Below are 19041 nucleotides of genomic sequence, written 5' to 3'. Positions count from 1 at the left end.
TGCCTTAGAACGCCCCGCGCGCCTCAGAACGCCCTACTTGCCCTGGGCTTGGTATCGCCGGCTTAAGGCGGTCAGCGCCGCGGGTTCGCCAATCACGGTCAGCAGATCACCGTGCTGGAGCACGGTATCCCCTTGGGGCACAAGGACCTCATCGAAGTGGCGGATCCACAGGATGCGGCAGCCATCGGGGAAGTCCATTTCCAACAACCTCCTCCCGATCATGTCGACCGTGGGAGATTCATTGAGCACCGGAACGGTGATATACCGGTCATGGCGGAGGAAGATGTCCCGCAGGGCATGCGCGTCCACGGCGGCGTCCCAGATCAGGCTGAAGTTGTCGTTGTCTGCCCGTTCGGCAAGCCGGGCGAGGATCCTCAGGTGGATCGCCGGGTTTTCCGCTGGACTCACCAGGACGAAGACGGCCTGCACCACGATATCTTCCGAGGACTCGGTCACCGGGTCCCGGTAGGATACGTGGATACCGCCGAAACCGCGGATCAGTATCAGTTCGGGTTGGCCCAGGCCGGATACGCGGAAATGGGGTATCGCCACGTTCCCCGCAACCGGCGTGGCGCCCATCCGGCTTCCCTTGAGCAGTTCTACGACGATGTCGTCGGCCGGCATGTCCAGGCGGGGTTCGAGACGCTCGGCCGACATGCGGATCAACCGGTCGAAACTGATTTCCTCTTCCATGTCGATCACCTGGGATCGCGCGATCACTTCCTCGAAGGGATCTTCGTCCCTGAGCCCCTTCTCCTTCAGGATCCCGCGCAGCTCCTGATCCAGTCCCTGGTACCGTAACCGGCCGAGCCGCTCGAAGATGTGGTAGATCGCGCCGTTACGGTCCGCTCTGAACCGCGCGTAATAAAAATACCACAGGGTCCCGGCGGCGATGAATCCGACGATGAACAGGATGGCGGGCCAACCCATCTGCCAGATCAAAAGGAAGGGCAATACCATGCCCCCGATGTGCAGCCAGGGGTACCAGGGCGAGCGGTATCCCGGGTCATATTCGGCGATTCCGCTCTCGCGCATCACGACGACCGCGAGGCACACAAAGGCGAAGACGGCCAGCTGAAAGGCACTCGCCAGCTTGGCGATGCCCACGGGGTCCAGGGTCAGCAGGATGAGGACGATGCTTCCCACCGTAACCAGCAGCGAGAGGACCGGTACGCCCCGGGGGGTTAAATGGCTCATTCCGACGGGCAGCAGGCGGTCGCGGCTCATCGCCAGCGGATAGCGGGAAGCGCTCAGGATGCCCGCGTTCGCCACGGAGACGAAGGCGAGCAGGGCCGCCAACGAGAGGAGCAGGCTTCCCCACCAGCCGTACAGGATGCCGGCCGCCGTCGCCGCCGGTGTCAGGTCGCCCGCGAGGCGTTCTGTGGGAATGACCCCCACCATGACCGCCGTGCCGAGACCGTATACCAGGACGGCGGTGGCCAGGGCAAGGAATACGCCTCGGGGAAGGGTCTTTTCCGGTTTTTCAATTTCTTCAGCGAGACTTGCGACCTTGGTCACCCCCACGTAGCTGATGTAGACCAGTCCCGCCGTCCCCATGAGCGTGGCGACCTCAACGTCGAAGAGGCCCGCGAACGCGACGGAATCCAGTGCCGGAACTCCGCCGCCTATAAAACCGGCCAAGAGAAGGAGCAGGCACATCACCAGGTAGATCTGTAGGCGGCCGCTCTTCGCGGCGCCGAAGTAGTTCACCGCACCGAGGGCCACCGCCAGCGCCAAGGCCACGGGCAGTTGGGGCAGCCCCGGGAAGAAAAGGGCGATATAGGCGCCCATGCCCACCAAGGCGAAGGTGACCTTGAGGATGAGTGCCAGCCAGGTCCCGATCCCCGTGATCAGTCCGGCGTAAGGTCCCAGGGACCGGTCGACGAAGTAGTACACGCCGCCCGCGCGGGGCATGGCGGTGGCAAGTTCCACGATACAGAGCATGGCTGGAATAAGGGGGAGGGTCGCCAGGAGATAGGCCAGCACGAGGGACGGACCGGCCTCTATGGCCGCGAGGCCCGGCAAAAGGAAGAAGCCCGCGCTCAACGTGGTGCCCGTCGCGACGGCGTAGACTTCGAAGAACTGCAGTTCCTTCCGCAAGCGCTGTGTTTTCGCCATTTTGATGCTAATCTACTGCAGGGGCGATCTACTGCAAGGACGTTCTACTGCAGGGGAGAAAAGGGAGCCGGCGCGAGGATCCGGTTGGCCACCTCGGCCACCAGCACGCCGTTCGTTTCGCTGTCGGCCTTGGCCTTGATCCAGGCGGGATCGGCCATGAATGCCGCCCAGGCGCGGTCCCGATGGTTTGCGTCCTCGAAGGCCAGCAGGTAGGTGAGCTCGTGGTTGCTCGGTCCGATCACGGTCTGCCAGAAGCCCACCAGTTTCATGCCGTGCTTCTCGAAAAGAGGCAGGGCGTGGTCGGTGAACCGGTTCAGGATGTCCGGCACGCGGCCGGGCATGATTTTGTAGATGCGTTCTTCGTAGATCATAATAACCTCCGAGTAACCTCCAACAAAACCGCCAAACGGATCAGCCACACTCCGTAATCAGTCCAACCCGGCCAGGCACGCGCCGCGCGCCACGTCGAATCCCTGCCGGCGCAGGTATTGCTCCAGGCCGACCAGGAAGGGCGTCACGGCCTCCAGGTTGGCGTTCTGGGCCATGTGGCCCACGCGTATCGACCGGTTCACGTAGTCGCCCAGGCCCAGGCCGACATGCATGCCGTACTCGGCCTTCATGAAATCGGAAAAGGCGGTCGGCTTGAACCGGTCCTCCGACAGGATGACCGTCATGTTGACGCAGGCGGCCCGTTCCTCGGCCATGACCTTCATCCCCATCGCGCGGACGCCTTCCCGGACCACGCGGGCGACCTTGCGGTGCCGCGTCCAGGTGGCCTCGAGTCCTTCTTCCAGGATATCGTCCGTGCTTCTGATCAAAGCGACGAAGTTGTTGACGGGCATCGTTCCGGGATGGGGATGGACATCGGTCTGCGTCTCGGCGAAGTGACGCAGGTTCTGCAGGTCGGCCATGAACCCGCGGGGTTCCCGCCGGTCTTTCATGGCGTCCCAGGCCCGGTCGCTCACGGCCACGAGGGCCAGGCCCGGCGGCGCGCCCAGGGCCTTCTGGGAAGCGCATACCGTGACGTCGACATCCCAGGCGTCCATAAGGTATTGCTCGCCACCCAGGGACGCGATGGTATCCACCAGGACGAGCATGCCGTGCTCCCGCGCGGCGGCAGCCAGTTCGTGTACCGGATTGGCCACGCCCGTCGACGTTTCCCCGTGCACCATGAAGACGGCCTTCAGCCCGGGGTTTCCGGCGGCCGCCTCGTGGATGTCCGAAGCTTCGAAGGGGACGCCCCAGGGCTTTTCCACCACGACCGAATCCAGTCCGAAAGCCCGGGCGAGATCGTCCAGTCGCTTTCCGAAAAGTCCGTTGTCCAGGGTCAGAATCCGGTCGCCCGGATTGAACAGGCTGTTCATGACCACGTCGTTGGCCGTGTGGCCCGACCCCACGAGCGGAAAAACATCGCCTTCCGTCCCGATCACGCGCTGGAGATTGGATACGGTCTTGCGCCAGATTTCCACCCAGCGGTCGCCGTAATGGGCGGTGAGCGGATCACTCATGTGGGCCAGTACGTCGGGACTGACTTCGATGGGACCGGGGATCATCAGACGGTAGTGTTTACGCATGAAGAGCACCTGTGGATGGGGCGTGCGGATGAGTTCAGCCGTGGTTTTCGCGCGTTCGAAACATCGTTCGAATATACGGAGTCAATGAGGGTGGATCAACAGAGAAAAACTGAAGACAGGATGGGGGATGGGCGTATCTGTAAAGAGATCTTTCTTATGACAGGAGATACATATAGGCCTTGACTTGACCGGAAATCCCGCCTTTATTGCCTGTGCCTGTTTCCAGGCGGTACGGAAGAGCCGGCACGGAATCCGTTTGTGCAGTAAGGTCGTCTATCGGATTCTCTTCAAATACGAAACATCCCGCCGTATCTACACAAGAGCAGAGGATTAACATAAATGAAGCATCGCCTGACCACCCTGTTTGCGGTATGCGGTCTGCTTGGCCTGTTCATCTCGTCCCCGGCGGTTCACGATGCAAGCGCGGCGTCCCGCAAGCCGGTAGTCGGAAAGAAAGGCATGGCGGTCGCCGTGGAACCCCTGGCCACGCAGGTCGCCGCGGATATCCTCAAGAAGGGCGGTAACGCCGTCGACGCCGCCGTGGGACTGGGGCTGGCCCTGGCAGTCACCCATCCGTCCGCCGGCAACATCGGCGGCGGCGGGTTTATGATCATTCGCCTGGCCGACGGTACGGCCGTGGCGATCGACTACCGGGAAAAAGCGCCGGGCAAGGCTCATGCCAGGATGTACCTGGACGAAGACGGGAACCGGGCCGTGAATCCGGCCATTTCCTTTACCCGCTCCGACGGTTCGACCTTTCATCCGAACACCAACCGTATTCATCATCTGGCGATCGGCGTGCCCGGCACCCCGGCCGGATTCGCGCTGGCCCTGGAGAAATACGGTACCATGAGCATGGCGGAGGTCATCCAGCCCGCCATCGAACTCGCCGAGAACGGTTTCATCCTCACCGACCGGATCGCCCGCGGCCTCAACGGCCGCAAGGCCATTTTCTCCCAGATCCCCGCCAGCAAGAAGGCCATGATGCGGGCGGACGGGAAGGACTGGCAGGAGGGTGACCGGTGGATTCAGAAGGACCTGGCGGAGACCCTGAAACGCATCGCCCGGGACGGCCATGACGGGTTCTACAAGGGGAAAACCGCCGAATTGATCGAAAAGGACATGAAGGCAGGAGGCGGAATGATCGACCGCACCGACCTGGCGAACTACCAGGCGATCATCCGCGAACCTGTCCGAAATGTCTACCGGGGTATCTACGAGACGATCTCCATGCCGCCGCCGAGTTCAGGCGGAATCACCATGGCCATGATGCTCAATATTCTCGAGGGCTATGACCTGGGCCGCATGGGGCACAATTCGTCCAGTACCCTTCACGTGATGGCCGAGGCCATGCGCCTCGCGTACGCCGACCGGGCCCGGTATCTCGGCGACGCGGATTTCGTGGAAATTCCAGGCCATCTCACCTCAAAGGACTACGCGGCCGCGCAGCGGTCGAAAGTCGACCCCTTCTTCGCCACGCCGAGCGAGGAGGTGGGGCCGGAGCTTACGCTGGCCACGGAGCCGGACGAGACGACACACTACTCCGTGGTCGATCAGTGGGGAAACGCCGTTTCGAACACCTACACGCTGGAAGGCGGGTACGGCTCCCACATCGTGATCGCGGGCACCGGCATGTTGACCAACAACGAGATGGGCGACTTCAATCCGGACCCGGGCATCACCCGGCCCACCGGTCAGATCGGCACGCCGCCCAATCTCATTGAACCGAACAAGCGCATGTTGAGCTCTATGTCCCCGACCATCGTCACGCGGAACGGCGAACTGTACCTGGTGGTGGGCAGCCCGGGGGGACGCACGATCATCAATACGACCATGCAGTTGATCCTGAATGTCATCGACCATGGCATGAATATGCAGGAAGCGGTGAACGCGCCGCGCATCCATCACCAGTGGTTTCCGGACCGACTCCGCATCGAAGGCGGAGTGGGACGCGAAGTACTGGACGCCTTGAAGGCGATGGGGCATGACATCAGCAGCCGGGGCTTCGGGGGCGGATCCTACCGCCAGGGGGACGGCCACAGCATCATGGTGGACCCCGACACCGGCTACCGCCTGGGGGCTCCGGACCCCCGGATCGAGGGCGCTGCATTCGGTCATTAGGCGAACGCGCCGGATGATTCCCACGGGGAACCCGGACGCTCGTCTGCTGGAGCAGCCATATTGAAGTTGTACGACCGTGACGCCGCGCAGGAACTGCGTCACCTCCTGGGCAGGTTCACCCGAGCACCGGTGGCCCACCTGCCCACGCCGCTACAGGACTGTCCTCGCCTCGGGGAGGCCCTCGGGGGCCCCCGAATCCTCGTTAAACGCGACGACATGACCGGGCTGGCCATGGGTGGCAACAAGGCCCGCCAGTTCACCTTCTCGCTGGGTCCCGCCCTCGAAAACGGGTGCGACTACCTGGTTCACGGCTCCGATTCCCAGTCCAACCAGTCGGCGCAGACCGCCGCCGCCGCCGCGCGGCTGGGCATGAAGTCCATCGTGGTCATCCCGCGGGACCATCGTTCCTATCCCGTTTCCGGCAACCTGCTGCTCAACCATCTCATGGCGGACCAGATCAAGTACGTCTTTCCCCTCACCGTGAAGGACGAGTTGAAAAAGCAGATCGAGGAACTGGAAACGAAGGGATCGAAGGCTTACGACACGAGCAGCGACGGCGCGATACTGCGCGCCGTGGCCTACGTGGAAGCCGCCCTCGAGCTTTGCGAACAACTGGCGCAGCGGGGCATTACGCCAAGGGCCATCTACACGAGTTCCATGATCTATACCATCGTCGGGCTGGTGGTCGGACTGCGCGCCGTCTCCGCCTGTTTCAAGGCCGTCGGGCTCAACTACTGGGTGGGAGACGACCGGGAGATGCAGGAACGTCTCGCGCCCGTGGCCAACGAATGCGCCTCGGTCATCGGACTCAAACTCACTTTCACACCGGAAGATTTCGATGTCACGTGCGATTTCGCGAAACCGGATTTCGGCGAACCTTCGCGCACCAGCCTTGAAACCATGCGCCTGGTGGCGCAGACCGAAGGCATCGTACTCGACCCGGTATACACGGCCAAGGCCATGGACGGCCTGGCCGGCCACATCAGAGACGGGCGATTCCAGCGAGACGACTCCGTCGTCTTCCTGCACACGGGAGGAACGCCCGCCATATTCGCCTATGGAGACGAGCTCTTCGGTTGAGCCGCTCCGGTTGGATTCACCAACCTATCCAAAAGAGAGGTAACAGCTATTTTGTTTCGCAGATCATCCAAGACGGCCAAGACGGCCAAGACAGACAGAACACGCAAGCCGGGCGGGCCAGGCGGGCCAGGCGGGCCAGGCGGGCCAGGCGGGCCAGGCGGGCCAGAAGACGCAGGCCTGACCAGACGGGTATCCAGAGACCGGGTTCAACAGGTATTCAGCCCGAACGTCTCACCGGCCATTACCGTCAGCCGCGGCGAGACGATCGTCGTGGAAACACAGGACTGCTATCAGGGGCTTCTCTCGGAAGCAACCGAATCGCACAGTGACGCCGACCGGGCCGACCAGGCCGACCAGGCCGAGCGGGCCGCCGGAATACCGGTAACCGGTCCCATCTACGTGGAAGACGCCCACATCGGCGATGTACTGTCGATACACGTGAAACAGATCGAGACGGCCGGAAGCGGCGTGTTCGCCGTGCGGCCGGAGACGGGCGTCCCGGGGCAGGATATCCAGAAACCGCAGGTGCGCGTCCTCGAAGTCAACGAAAACCAGGTTCAACTGGACGACCGGCTCCAACTGCCGCTTCGCCCGGTGATCGGGAGCATGGGCGTGGCCGCGAAGCACGGGGAAATAGAAACCGTCTACCCGGGCAGGCACGGTGGAAACATGGACACCCTGGAGATCACGACGGGATCCCGGATATACCTCCCCGTCCAGGTCAATGGCGCCCTGCTGTCGCTGGGCGATGTCAAGGCCTGCGTGGGAGACGGCCAGATCGCCGGTTCCGGCGTGGAAGTCGAAGCGGAGGTCACCCTGCGGTTGGACACGCTGCCGGGCGGCCGGTTTTCCTGGCCCCGGGTCGAATCGAAGGGCGAATGGATCACCATTACGTCCGCGTCCACGGTGGACCAGGCGGCGCGCCTGGCGATCACCGAGATGGTGAAATGGATTACGCAGGACAAAGGACTCGACTTCGAAACGGCCTACGCGCTGGTGAGCCTGGGAGGCAGCCTCCGCGTCAGCCAGTGGGGGAATCCGCTGACTACCGCGCGCATGGTCTTTCCCAAGCGGGTGATCAACAAGCTCAGATCAGTACCAACCGCTTCCGGCCGGCTCAACTATCGTTCCCTCCCCCCCGCGGCCAACGGCGGCGCAGGCGAGGAGACGGTGGCGGCCGATGCGGAACAACCTGCTTCCCGCTCATCCCGGAGATCCGGCACGAGCCGTTCTCAACGCGCGTCGGGAAGATCTCGCCAGTCCGGAAGCCGGCGGGGCACGCGGGAAAAGTCGAACGGCGCTCCATCTTCCGCAGACGGCGAAAACGGCCGGCAGGAAACTCCAGAACAGCAGGAGGCCGCCAGCAGGCAGGAAACAGCAAGTCAACAAGATGCGGCGGGTCAGCAGGAGGCTGTTAGCCAGCAGGAGACCGGCAGCAGACAGGAAGCGGCCACTGGGGACGCAGACGAAAAGGACGGCCAGGCCGCAGGACGGCGGCGCAGCAGTCGCGGGGGCAGGGCGGGCCGAACCGGCAGGTCCGGCAGGAGAAAAGATCCGGCCTCGAAAAAGGACGCGGCGTCTGATCAGGCAGATGCATCCGCCGTAGCGGCAGAAACCGTTCCTGGGTCACGCGACGATTCCGAAGCCGTGGACAAGTCTGCTTCAGTCAGCGATAACAGCGAAAAGACGGAGAAACCCGCTGCTGAAACCAGGAAGAAAAAGACCAAAACCGCGACCCAGCCTTCAGCCGGTGACCAGCCCGAAGCCACGGCGGAACCGGCAGGGCAACCCGCAGAAGGCAAGGTTCCCCGGAGTGACGATGTAAAATCCGGAAACGGGGCCGATCAGAAGAACGCCGATCAGAAGGACGCCGCCCAGAAGGACGCCGCCCCCAAACGCGCCTACGGAAGAAGACAGCGTACGGTCCGCAGGGCTTAAAGGCCACCCGTGACGCGCGGGAAAGCCGGGGAAGTACACCGGCCCGGTGCCCGGGAAGAATGTGAATGTGCAACTCCGGCTTCCGCGCGGCGGAATACAGGCAATAGGGCACGGCTTTCAGTCTTGCTTCGACTCCACGTCGAGCTGGAATTCGGTCTCGAACGCGGTGGCAAAGTCGAAGACCTCGTCGAAATCCTCGATGGCGTCCTCTTCGGTTTTTCGAAGCAGTCCTTCGTTGACCAGGCTGAAGACGATATCGCCGAAGTGGCGGGTCTTCGTGATGTTCCACTCTTCGAATACCAGTTTCGCCGCGATGCCGAACCGTTCGATCGCAAAGTCCCGGATGCCCAGGGAAAGTTCCTTCCCTGTAATGTGCCTGCGGACGGTCAGTTTCTCCACCGTATACGATACCGCCTCCATGACGAAGAGATAAGCCCTCCGGGGATAGCGGCCGTCATTTTCCAGGATACGGTCCAGCACCTCTTGTGGATCCTGTTCTTCCGACACTTCATCCTCCAGGTACTATCTTCCGAAGTAGATACACGCCAACCCGGTCACCAGGTCTGGACGGGGTGGCCGGCCTGCGGAAACCATATCCAGTCCGCCACGTAGGACAGAAACACGCCGAGCACGAAGGCGACCAGCATGCCCAGGACGGCGGGGATCGCCTTGCGGTACAGCTGGATGCCGCCCACCTTGAGCAACAGGGCCTTCACGAACCAGACCACGAAGATGGAAAACACGGAACTGACCATGCCCGGCGTCATGACCACGGCGAACCCGATGGGATGTAGCGACCACCAGGTAAACCGGTGGTGAGCCTGGATCAGCAGCGCGGTCACCAGGCCGCCGATGGCCATGAACCAGAATTCCGTTCCCGTGATCGCCTGTTCGTTGTTGATCCATTTTACCAGATTGTCATAGGGTAGCTTGCTCCCCGTGTTGAAGGCGGGTTCTAGGAAGTTCGACGCCCCGCTGTGCGTGTATCCCAGGTACACGGTGTAAGCCACCGCCACGACGATGCTCAAGGCCAGCACCGCGGTGATCGTCTTGAAGGAACCCTTTCCCGTACCGCCCATCTCATCGTCCACCTTCGCGATATGCCCCATGGAGCACATGCCGAGCGTCCGCCAGTTTCGGGCGTAGGCGTTCCCGATGGCCAGGTTGGTCAGATTCCGGGTGTCAATGCTGCCGGATCCGATGACGGCCACGGTAAAATCGTGGGTCTCGAAGGGCAGGTCCAGGAACACGATGCCCGTTTCCGCCACGATGCGGGTAACGCCCACGAACATAAGCAGCAGCGACCCCATCATGAACGCGATGATACCCAGGGACATCCCCGTCGCGTACAGCCAGCACACGATGTAGGTGACGCCGCCCAGGACGCCCAGCGCGGCCATGCGATAGGAGAAGAACTCCCGCGAATCGTCTACGTGTGGCGCCTTTCCGATCGCCTTCATGAACACATCCTTCAGGTGGCGTCGCGCGGCCCAGAGGGCGAACAGGGAGAAGATGAGAAAGCCGCCGGAATGCTGCGACTTGACGACCGCAAAGGCCTGGGGCACGCCGAGGCGGATCATGATGCCCTGCTGGATGATCATGATGACGAAAAAGACCCATATGCTGAACAGGACGTTCAGGTTGGTGAAGTACCCGACGCCGGCCACCAGGAAATTGAACCGGATGGGTATGGCGGGGAAAGACCGGGCGAGGACGAGGGGGAAATTGTGCAGCGGCCCGATGGGGATCGAACTGACCCAGTTGAAGAATCCGACAATGTTCCACAGGAAAATGAACAGCGTGATGCCGAAGCCATACCAGAACAGTTTCGACTGCATCACGGCCGGAAAGGCCCCGCGGCCCGTCCCCTCCTCGATCAGGATCAACGGAATCTGGGCGAGCGGGAAGGTCAGCCTTTCGTGTTCGACCCACTGCTTACGCAGCATGACCATGGCCGAGGCGCCGACCACGAAGATCGCGAGGAAGAAGGTGATCCACCAGAAGAGCGGAATCATCCAGGCGTTCCGGATGAGTCCGAGAAACGAGGGACTGCTCTCGGGCACGCCTTCGAAAAACCACGAAATGGCCCGATCTTCGTTGGCCACGATGAGCCACGAAGGCAGGTGCTGGAAGAACAGCTCCGCCCACTGGTTCTCCGGCGTGGCGTAGTAATGGGGCGCGGTGATGGCCGAGATCCAGTAGGAACTGAAGGGCCAGGCAGGTATGGTGGACGCTGTGAAGACCAGGAAGAAAACGACGATGAGTTCATTCCGGTTCAGCACCCAGGCCGGCTGGAAGGCCCTCATCAGGGGGTTGAGGACAAGCAGGACCAGCAAGAAGGGGAACAACGCGGCGACAGGCAGGTGGGTCAGACTGATGTAGGACGACCCGGTAACATACGCCGCGTGGAGCGTCCAGATGTTCAGCAAGACGGACATCACCACGCCGATCAGCAGCGCTCTGCGCGTGAGTCCCGAAGTTAACGTGGGTGCCGGGCCTCCGCGCCCGGTTTCGCCGGCTTGCGGTGGGGTCTCGCTGGATACGGACATGGAGCCTTCGTTTTCCTCTGGTGTTCAATCCCAGGTATTCAGGCCCTCCCGGCCGTACGCCGGAAGAAGGACGAAGTGGTCATCGGTTTCCTTCATCCGCTGCCGAAGGAGGTAGTGGTGCCGGGTGATCTCCGCCCGATACGCGGGATCGTCGATGAGATTCCGCTGTTCCCACGGGTCATTCGCCAGGTCGAAAAACTGCCAGGGAACGCCGCCGTGGTTGTCCCCGCGGACGGTGTACTTGTACCGGGTGGACCGGAACCCGCGCCACACCCAATCATGGAAGGCCACGCCCTTCCGCTGCTCCGCCACGAATTCCAGCTGGACGCCTTCCCGATCCAACCGGCCGGTGTTGCCGTGTATCAGCGGGGCCAGGTTCTCGCCGGGCAGGGCGTCCCGCGGCTTCAGGCCGGCCAGGCCCAAAATGGTGGGAAACAGGTCCTCGGTGGAAACCGGCTCCTCGACCACGGAGCCGGCCCGGTCCGGGTGCCTGGGATCGGCCACGATGAGCGGAATCCCCGTAGACTCCTCGTAGGGCCACTGCTTTCCCCGAAGCCCGTGGGCGCCGCCGAGTTCTCCATGGTCCGACATGAACAGGACGACAGTCTCTCCATGCAGCCCGGTACGCAACAGGAAGGCGCCGAGACGGCCCATGTTCCAGTCCAGGTTCTCGACCATGGCGTAGTACTGCTTCCGATTGAGCATGATCCGTTCCATGGTCTCGGGGTCGGCGGCTTCGACGTTGGGCGGCAGCACGATGTCCATCGCCTCCCAGGTCCGCTGAAGCGTCTCCGGCGCCTCGAAGGGATCGTGAGGCGGTTCGACGGAAATCACCATGCAGAACGGTCGGGACGGGTCCCGGTGCTCCAGGTAGTTCATGCCGAGGTCGAAGAGCCCGTCGGTCTGGTATCCTTCGACAGGCTTGGGCACGGGGTCATCGTCCTCGAAGTAATAGGTGTCGAAAGGGCCGTTTCTGAGTTCGAAACCGAGCCATTTCTGCCAGCGGCCCCGGTACGCCTTCTTTACGGCCGTCCTGCCGCACTGGACTGCGGACCCCATGCGACCGTGGCCGCCATCGAGATGCCATTTACCCGTGTAGATCGTCTCGTAGCCCGCCTCGTTGAATTCGTCGGCCAGGGTCCGCTCCGCCGGCGACATCCGGTACTCGATCGCGGGGACCTTCCGGTCGTGGGCGTACAGTCCCGTCATGAAGGTAAAGCGGAAGGGAACGCATATGGGGCAGGTCGAACTGGCGTTGTCGAAACGCACGCCCCGGTCGGCCAGGGCGTCGACGTGCGGGGTGACGATGTTCGGATCGCCGTAGGTGGACAGGGCCCGCCGCCGCAGTTGATCACTCAGCACGATCAGCACATTGGGCGGTGAAGCAGCCTTCATCCAGGTTACCTCGTCCTGTAAACGCGGGCGTTTCGGAATGGCATGGAACCGTCGCCGGCAACGACGCGATGGCCGGGGTGATTGGGGTTGTGTACCGACGGCTGGCGAACTATATTGCCGGTCAAGAGAGTAACGAATCGCCGGCCGCAAATCAACCGGATTTCACGTTCTGGCCCTCACCGATCATGAGCAAACCAAGCGATCTCGAGATTTACCTGTTCGACCTGCAGGGTTTTATTCACCTCAAGCAGGCTCTTACCCGTTCCGAAGTATCGGAACTGAACGCCTGTCTGGACGAAATTCCGCCGCTGTCGCCGGGCGAATGGCACGGATACGTCCACGCCCATACCTACGGCACCGTGGACGGCCTGAACCTGCAGCAGATCTACGAGGCGGGCGCCCCCTTCGAGGCCCTGATCGACCATCCTTCCTGGATCGAAAAACTCAAGCTTTTCGTGGGTGGCGAAGGCACGTTCGACTACGCCCACGGACCACTGTTCATCGACGAAAACTTCGCCAATTTCCGGGAACCGGGCGAGGCGATCGGCCTGCATTCCGGCGGATTCCCGCCCATCCTGCGCAATGGTTTCCGATACCACGGCGGCCGGTTCATGTGCGGACAGATCAACGTGCTGATGGCCCTTACCGACATCGGTCCAGGGGATGGCGGCACCATGGTCATACCCGGCAGCCACAAGTCCAACTTCACCCATCCCGATTTCGCCCGGCACGCCATGAAACCGAAGGGCGCCTCCGTGGAAGGCATCGCCGCGTCCGTGGAACTCTTCATGGAGGCCGGCGACGCCCTGCTCTTCGTGGACGGCATCTCCCACGGATCGGCCATGCGGCGGAACGCGGGCACGCGACGCATCGTGGTGTACCGGTACGGTCCTTCCTGGGGCAACTTCCGCCACGGATACCAGGCGTCCCCCGAACTGCTGGACCGCCTGACCCCCGAGCGGCGGTCGATCGTTTCGCCGCAGCACGCCTCGCCCGACGGCGCGCCTTATGGCCAGCCCGGACGGCCAGGACGGCCCTAGGCGGCACTACCAGCACCAGGCGGCAGGGTCAGCCGCCAAACGGCCTGGCCGGCACTTAGCGCCACGGTCAGGACCAAACGGCCAGACGGACGCGGTCGGCAGGATCAGGCGCCAGGCGGCAGGGTCAGGGCGGGAAGTGAAACCGCTGGCGCAGCCTGCGCCGCAGATCCCGGACCGTATCCGGCCGATCGGCCGCCACGTTCTTCTGCTCGTCGGGATCGTTTACCAGATCGTATAGTTCGACTTCGCCCGTGTGATGCACGACAAGCTTGTGCTCCGCGGTGCGGACCAGCCTGAATTCGCGCAACGCACTCGCTCCCTCCTGGCGATGGATCGACCGCTCCCCCGCCAGGACGGCGCTGAAATCTCTCGCGTCGAGTCCTTCCTGGGCGGGCAGGACCGCGAGGGCGCATAGCGTCGGATTGACATCGATCAGTTCCACGAGGGCGTCGGAAGTCCGCCCGCCCGGTATGCCCGGTCCGGCGGCAACGAGTGGTACCCGCAGGGCCGCCTCGTAGGGTACGGACTTGGTGTACAGGCCGTGGTCACCCAGCATCTCGCCGTGGTCGCTGGCGAAAATGATGAAGGTGTCCGCTCCCATGCCCCGCCGTTCCACGGCCGCTATAATCCGGCCCACCTGGTCGTCGATCGCTTCGATAGATGCACAGTACTGCCGGCGCGTAACCGCGACTTCGTCATCGGAGAGGTTGCGCCGGCGGGCGTTGACCCAGCCCGGTTTCCCTTCGGACCCGCTGCGAACGGCCGGTGGTACGGCCGCGTCACGGTACCGGTCGGCGTATGTCGTGGGCGGATCGAAGGGGTCGTGGGGCCCGACGAAACTGACAAAGAGATGCCACGGGTAATCGTCGGGCACGCTGTCGATCCACTCCGTGGCGCGGCGGCCGATATAAACGTCCTCGAAAGCCTCTTCCGGAAGCACCGAGTCATGGGACGCGCCCTCGATCCAGCCCCGTGCTCCCCGGGCCGCGTAGTCCTCCCTGAAACGATCAAAAAGCCCCTGATCCTGCAGCCAGAACCCGTACGGACCTCTCGGTTCGTCCGCCATGCCCGCGTGCATCTTGCCCTCGCATTCCACGGGATGGGTGAATCCCCATCCGAAGACCCGGGGCCGGTCGCCGCGGCGGCCATTGTAGGGATCCGGCTTGGCCAGGTCGAGCTTCCCCACGCATCCGACCCGGTATCCCGCGTCCTGCAACCGGGCATAATATGGCGTGACATGGCGGGGCAGATAGCAGTTGTTGTCCAGGCAGCCCAGCCGCGCGGGCTGGAGTCCGCTGGCCAGGCCGATGCGCGCCGGGGCGCAGACGGGCGCGTTGGTGATGCATTGGGTAAACCGGATCCCGCGTTCCGCCAGCCGGTCCAGGTTCGGTGTGCGTACGAACGACGCGCCCGCGGTGGACAGGTAGTCATGGCGGTGCTGGTCGTCCATGATGAACAGGAGGTTGGGACGCCTGGTCCTTGTCATGATTCCCTCTGGGTTGAGTTTCGGTTAGTCACTGACTTGCACCGCTCCGGACGCGCTCGTGAACGAGCTCGGCTCCGGACGCGCTCGTGCGTTTCCGAGCACATGTCTCACACGATTCAGTTGATGAACGACTCGAACTGGTGCGGCGCCGCCGGAAACCACAGGCTGTCCACCAGGAACGAAAGGGCCATGCCCACGACGTAACCCACCAGAATGCCGAGAAAGAGGGGCTGCGCCCTGCGGTAAAGCGCCCCGCCTCCCAGGCGCAGCAGGATCACCTGGATGAGCCAGGCCAGGAAGAAGGGCAGGAACATGAACCGCACGGTGTCCGCGGCCACGGCGACCAGGCCGATGGGATGGAGCGGCCACCAGAGGAACAGGAAGCGTCCGAGGATCATCAGCATGTACAGGACGATGCCGTTCCCGAAGAAGATCAGTTCGAGGCCCGATACACTGCTTACACTGCTGTTCCAGGTCATGATCGTGTTGTAGAAGAAGGGAACCAGGTCGCCGGGCTTGGACAGGAGGTTGTCGGCGCCGACGGCATAACCCGCGCTGATATAGTAGTAGAGGGAAGTAACGACACTGACGGCGAAAGCCAGGCAGACCCAGAGGAAGAGGTGCCGGGTGGCCGGCCCCATCCAGCGCTGCAGGTACGCGGCGTGGGACAACCCGATCATCGTGAAAGTCCGCCAGTTCCGGGCGAAGGCGTTCGTCATGCCCAGGGCGGTGATCGTGGACGGATCCAGGTTGTCCGCGCCGATGATTCCCCCCGTGAAGTTGTTGGCATTCACCGGCAGGTCCATGGCGACCAGTCCCGCCTCCGCTACGATCCGGGCCATGCCGAGGTAGATGGTGAAGAGGACGGCCAGGAGGACCAGGCTGACCGGCAGCGACATGCCGATGCTGTAGAGCCAAGCCAGCAGGTAGAGCAGGCCGAAGAGCAGGCCGAAAATCGCCACCCGGTACGAGAAAAACTCCCCGCTGTCATCTACCGACGGATCCCTTCTGAACGCCCGCCGGCCCACCGAGGCCAGGTGCCGGCGCGCCATCCACAGTCCCCAGATCACCAGGGCGATCAGGGCGCCGATGGACTGGGTGCCCACGAGCCCGGTCGGCGACATGGTCGTCGCCGCCGTGATTCCGAGCATGTTCAGTACGCCCCGCTGCAGCGTGGTGAACAGCAGGAAGAAGCACAGGCTGAACAGGATCTCGGCATTGATGAAGAAGGCGAAGCAGAATACGAAGACGTTCAGCCTGATGGGAAGTTCCGGTATCGACGGATGGACCTGCAATTGCAGCAGGTCCGGTCCCATGATGGGGACAGCGGTAACGATATCCCAGTAGGAGGCGATGTTCCAGCACACGACGGCCAGCGACAGGCCGGCGCCGGTCCGGAAGGCGGTCGTGCGGACCATGGGCGGATCGTTCGGGTCCTTCCCTACGCCCATCAGGTTGAGCGCCACCTCCCCCAGGGGAAAGCGCAGCCGTTCGTGGCTGACCCACTGCTTCCGGAGGATGACCACGATGCATGCGCCCGTCCACATCAGGGCGCCGAAACACGACATCCACCACAGCAGGGGCGAGATCCAGGCCATCCACGGGATCCGGTAACCCGGCGCGGCGCCCTCGTAGAAAACCCGTACCGCGTCGGTTTTTCCGCTGATCACCAGCCACGCGGGCAGCGTGTCGAAAAATGTTTCCGCCCAGCGGTTTTCGGGACTCGCATGGTAGAAGGGTCCGGTGATGAGGGAAACCAGGTACCGCGTCATGCCCCAGTCGGGCACCATCGAACCGATGAGGCCCATGGTGAAAACCACGATCAGCTCGCCGGTCGTCAGGGCGTACCGGGGTGCAAGTCTCCTGAGCAGGACGTGGGGGCCCAGGATCAGAATCAGGAAGGGGATCAGCAGCGCCGCGGGGAGATGGGCGTAGGTGGAATAGTTGTATCCGGCGTGATCGGCGGAGAACTGGCCCCAGAAGGCGACTACGGCGGAGAGCGCGAGCCCGATGATCCCGGCCCGCAGGGTTATGGCCGTAGCGCCCCGGGACCGGGGTGGTTCAGGGGACATGGCGTTCATCCGATCCGGTTTCGGCACTTCAAGTTACCCGATCCGGTCGCGGCACTGGCGTTCGTCCGATCCGATTGCGTCACCGGAAGTCACCCGATCCATGGATCCAGGCGGAACATCTTGCGGCCCAGCGGGGTCAGCGCGGCAAGCGCCTCGGAATCCAGGGGCCGGTCGGGACCCGGAGCGAAGCGGGCTTCCTCTGCGGTCAGGCGTTGCAGGCGGGTGAACTGGGCGATCCTCGGCGAGGCGTTGTGATTGGCGCTTGCGGAGTGCGGCATCAGGTGGTGCATGAGCACGTAGTCTCCTGCGTCGCCCGTGACCTCCATGGACGCAGGGAAATCGGTTATTTTACCCCAGCCGTCGTTGCGCGTAAGCCCGTCCGGCTCGTTGAGCATGATCTCCCGCACCCGGTTCGGCGCGCCGGGCACGACGTGGATGCCGCCGCCGTTGTCTTCCACCTTGTTCAGGTAGTAACAGCCCCCGATACCGATTCCCGTGCGCAGGAAACCCTCGTTCAGTTCCTCCGGACCCTTCGGCACGGCGTCGAGGTGGAGGTTCTGCAACCTGCCTTCCACGGCGCGGTTTCGGAGCGTAATCCCCGCCGAGCCGTCCCACACCTGAATGAACTCGGTCTCCAGGATGTCCACGGCAGCGCCGTACAACCCCTCGTTCTGCAGCAGGGGCAGCATGGCAGGCTCAAAAAAACTGCCGTTTCCGTCCGGATTATGGGGCTTGAACCGGGCGTGGTTCGCGTGGTAGTGGTCCGGGATGACCAGGTCCCGCGGGATCAGGTCCAGCAGGAAATCGCGCGCCCTGTCGACGACTTCGTCATCCAGCGTTCCCTTCAGGACGAGGTAGCCTTCGGACCAGAATTGTTCCAGTTGTGCTTCGGTCAGGTAGCTGGGGCTTCGATGCATGGGTTTGTCCGTAGATCCTTCTGTGTTGGAACCTGTCTCGGCAAGAAACGGCGGGAGATTTCGACGTGGGCGTGCAACCAGCCGGTTCTCCCCTTCAGATCGCCCAGTATTTCCACAGGTCTTCGGGTATCTCGTATCTGAAGTCCTGCTCCAGGTGTTTCTCGTGGTTCCAGCGGGCGAACAGGGCAAAACGCGGCGAGGTGCTGGTGTTTTCCGATCCGTTGTGGGTCAGATAGGAATGCCAGAGCACCACGTCGCCGGCCTTCGCGGTAAACTCCCGGCCACCGGTGGTCGGGTTGTCGCAGAAAACGTCCCAGGAGAAACCCTCGATCTCCAGGAAACTCCCGTCGACATGCGAGGGATGATCCAGGAAATACCGATGGGCGGCGTGGTGGCTTCCCGGCCAGTAGATCAGAGCGCCGCCGCCGGGTTCCACGTCGTATAGATAGGTCGTCGCGCCGATCATGAAGGGCAGCCAGCGCCCCCCGTAGGCGTCGATATGGCCCGTTTGGGGGATTTCGAACGTCCGTTCAGGTTCCGGCCAGCGAATGATGGGGATGCCGTCGCCCGCGACGAAGTGTCCCCCGCTGAGCTGATCGATGATCGACATCATGTGCGGATGGTGGACGAGAGCCGATTCGGGCGGATCGTATTCGTATCCGTCGAGACCGCTCGTCTCCCGGGGCCAGGTCGCGGGGTCCTCCAGGCAGCCATCGAGTGCCCGCCAGATCTGCCGCCGCCAGACCTCTAG

14 protein-coding genes are annotated in these 19041 nt (G+C 63.0%); 4 read left to right on the top strand and 10 right to left on the bottom strand.

Annotation, left to right across the window (positions count from 1 at the left end; translation table 11 throughout):
- Positions 1-33: 33 nt before the first annotated feature.
- The 3 genes from OXG98_01870 to OXG98_01860 are packed head-to-tail and all read right to left on the bottom strand — an operon-like array spanning position 34 to position 3692.
- The gene (locus OXG98_01870) at positions 34-2118 is read right to left on the bottom strand and encodes an amino acid permease (protein MCY3770762.1); all 2085 of its coding nucleotides are present in this window, start codon (positions 2116-2118) and stop codon (positions 34-36) included.
- A gap of 44 nt (positions 2119-2162) precedes the next feature.
- Entirely contained in the window at positions 2163-2489 is a 327-nt protein-coding gene (locus OXG98_01865) for an NIPSNAP family protein (protein ID MCY3770761.1), read from the bottom strand.
- Between the two features lie 57 nt (positions 2490-2546).
- Positions 2547-3692, bottom strand: a complete 1146-nt coding sequence (locus OXG98_01860) for an alanine--glyoxylate aminotransferase family protein (protein MCY3770760.1) — start codon at positions 3690-3692, stop codon at positions 2547-2549.
- A 339-nt stretch (positions 3693-4031) separates the two neighbouring features.
- Between OXG98_01860 and ggt the strand changes: the two genes are divergently transcribed.
- From ggt to OXG98_01845, 3 genes are read left to right on the top strand one after another with little or no spacing between them, the layout of a single operon-like run.
- Positions 4032-5813 (top strand): gamma-glutamyltransferase, encoded by a 1782-nt coding sequence (gene ggt / locus OXG98_01855; protein ID MCY3770759.1) that lies wholly within the window; start codon positions 4032-4034, stop codon positions 5811-5813.
- 60 nt (positions 5814-5873) lie between these two features.
- The gene (locus OXG98_01850) at positions 5874-6893 is read left to right on the top strand and encodes a pyridoxal-phosphate dependent enzyme (GenBank protein ID MCY3770758.1); all 1020 of its coding nucleotides are present in this window, start codon (positions 5874-5876) and stop codon (positions 6891-6893) included.
- Positions 6894-6944: 51 nt separating this feature from the next.
- Positions 6945-8831 (top strand): acetamidase/formamidase family protein, encoded by a 1887-nt coding sequence (locus tag OXG98_01845; protein MCY3770757.1) that lies wholly within the window; start codon positions 6945-6947, stop codon positions 8829-8831.
- Positions 8832-8948: 117 nt separating this feature from the next.
- Here OXG98_01845 and OXG98_01840 read toward each other — a convergent pair whose 3' ends face one another.
- Genes OXG98_01840 through OXG98_01830 form a run of 3 tightly spaced genes read right to left on the bottom strand, consistent with a single transcriptional unit; the run spans position 8949 to position 12775 of the window.
- Positions 8949-9338 (bottom strand): hypothetical protein, encoded by a 390-nt coding sequence (locus OXG98_01840; protein MCY3770756.1) that lies wholly within the window; start codon positions 9336-9338, stop codon positions 8949-8951.
- Positions 9339-9385: 47 nt separating this feature from the next.
- Positions 9386-11380, bottom strand: coding sequence for a hypothetical protein (locus OXG98_01835; protein ID MCY3770755.1), 1995 nt, complete (start codon positions 11378-11380; stop codon positions 9386-9388).
- Between the two features lie 24 nt (positions 11381-11404).
- Complete coding sequence (locus tag OXG98_01830; protein ID MCY3770754.1) at positions 11405-12775, bottom strand: sulfatase-like hydrolase/transferase; 1371 nt, start codon at positions 12773-12775, stop codon at positions 11405-11407.
- A 185-nt stretch (positions 12776-12960) separates the two neighbouring features.
- On the opposite strand from OXG98_01830, the gene OXG98_01825 reads away from it, so the two are divergent.
- Positions 12961-13815, top strand: a complete 855-nt coding sequence (locus OXG98_01825; GenBank protein ID MCY3770753.1) for a phytanoyl-CoA dioxygenase family protein — start codon at positions 12961-12963, stop codon at positions 13813-13815.
- A 124-nt stretch (positions 13816-13939) separates the two neighbouring features.
- On the opposite strand, the gene OXG98_01820 is transcribed toward OXG98_01825, so the two are convergent.
- The 4 genes from OXG98_01820 to OXG98_01805 all read right to left on the bottom strand — a co-directional run.
- Complete coding sequence (locus OXG98_01820) at positions 13940-15301, bottom strand: sulfatase-like hydrolase/transferase (GenBank protein MCY3770752.1); 1362 nt, start codon at positions 15299-15301, stop codon at positions 13940-13942.
- Positions 15302-15417: 116 nt separating this feature from the next.
- Positions 15418-17373: a hypothetical protein gene (locus tag OXG98_01815; protein ID MCY3770751.1), complete on the bottom strand. Its 1956-nt coding sequence runs from the start codon at positions 17371-17373 to the stop codon at positions 15418-15420.
- Positions 17374-17462: 89 nt separating this feature from the next.
- Positions 17463-18290 carry a hypothetical protein gene (locus OXG98_01810; protein ID MCY3770750.1) on the bottom strand — a complete coding sequence of 276 codons (828 nt, stop codon included), beginning with the start codon at positions 18288-18290 and terminating at the stop codon, positions 17463-17465.
- Positions 18291-18384: 94 nt separating this feature from the next.
- Positions 18385-19041, bottom strand: a 657-nt coding sequence (locus OXG98_01805; GenBank protein ID MCY3770749.1) for a phytanoyl-CoA dioxygenase family protein, incomplete at its 5' end; no start/stop codon positions are given.

Source organism: Gemmatimonadota bacterium, assembly GCA_026706345.1.
Taxonomy (GTDB): domain Bacteria; phylum JAAXHH01; class JAAXHH01; order JAAXHH01; family JAAXHH01; genus JAAXHH01.
This window is presented reverse-complemented; position numbering and strand designations above follow the sequence as displayed.

Bases quoted from the DNA above. Each gene is read 5' to 3' on its own strand.
- OXG98_01870 (MCY3770762.1), bottom strand. From the start codon at position 2,118: ATGGCGAAAACACAGCGCTTGCGGAAGGAACTGCAGTTCTTCGAAGTC.
- OXG98_01865 (MCY3770761.1), bottom strand. From the start codon at position 2,489: ATGATCTACGAAGAACGCATCTACAAAATCATGCCCGGCCGCGTGCCG.
- OXG98_01860 (MCY3770760.1), bottom strand. From the start codon at position 3,692: ATGCGTAAACACTACCGTCTGATGATCCCCGGTCCCATCGAAGTCAGT.
- ggt (MCY3770759.1), top strand. From the start codon at position 4,032: ATGAAGCATCGCCTGACCACCCTGTTTGCGGTATGCGGTCTGCTTGGC.
- OXG98_01835 (MCY3770755.1), bottom strand. From the start codon at position 11,380: ATGTCCGTATCCAGCGAGACCCCACCGCAAGCCGGCGAAACCGGGCGC.
- OXG98_01830 (MCY3770754.1), bottom strand. From the start codon at position 12,775: ATGAAGGCTGCTTCACCGCCCAATGTGCTGATCGTGCTGAGTGATCAA.
- OXG98_01825 (MCY3770753.1), top strand. From the start codon at position 12,961: ATGAGCAAACCAAGCGATCTCGAGATTTACCTGTTCGACCTGCAGGGT.
- OXG98_01820 (MCY3770752.1), bottom strand. From the start codon at position 15,301: ATGACAAGGACCAGGCGTCCCAACCTCCTGTTCATCATGGACGACCAG.
- OXG98_01815 (MCY3770751.1), bottom strand. From the start codon at position 17,373: ATGTCCCCTGAACCACCCCGGTCCCGGGGCGCTACGGCCATAACCCTG.
- OXG98_01810 (MCY3770750.1), bottom strand. From the start codon at position 18,290: ATGCATCGAAGCCCCAGCTACCTGACCGAAGCACAACTGGAACAATTC.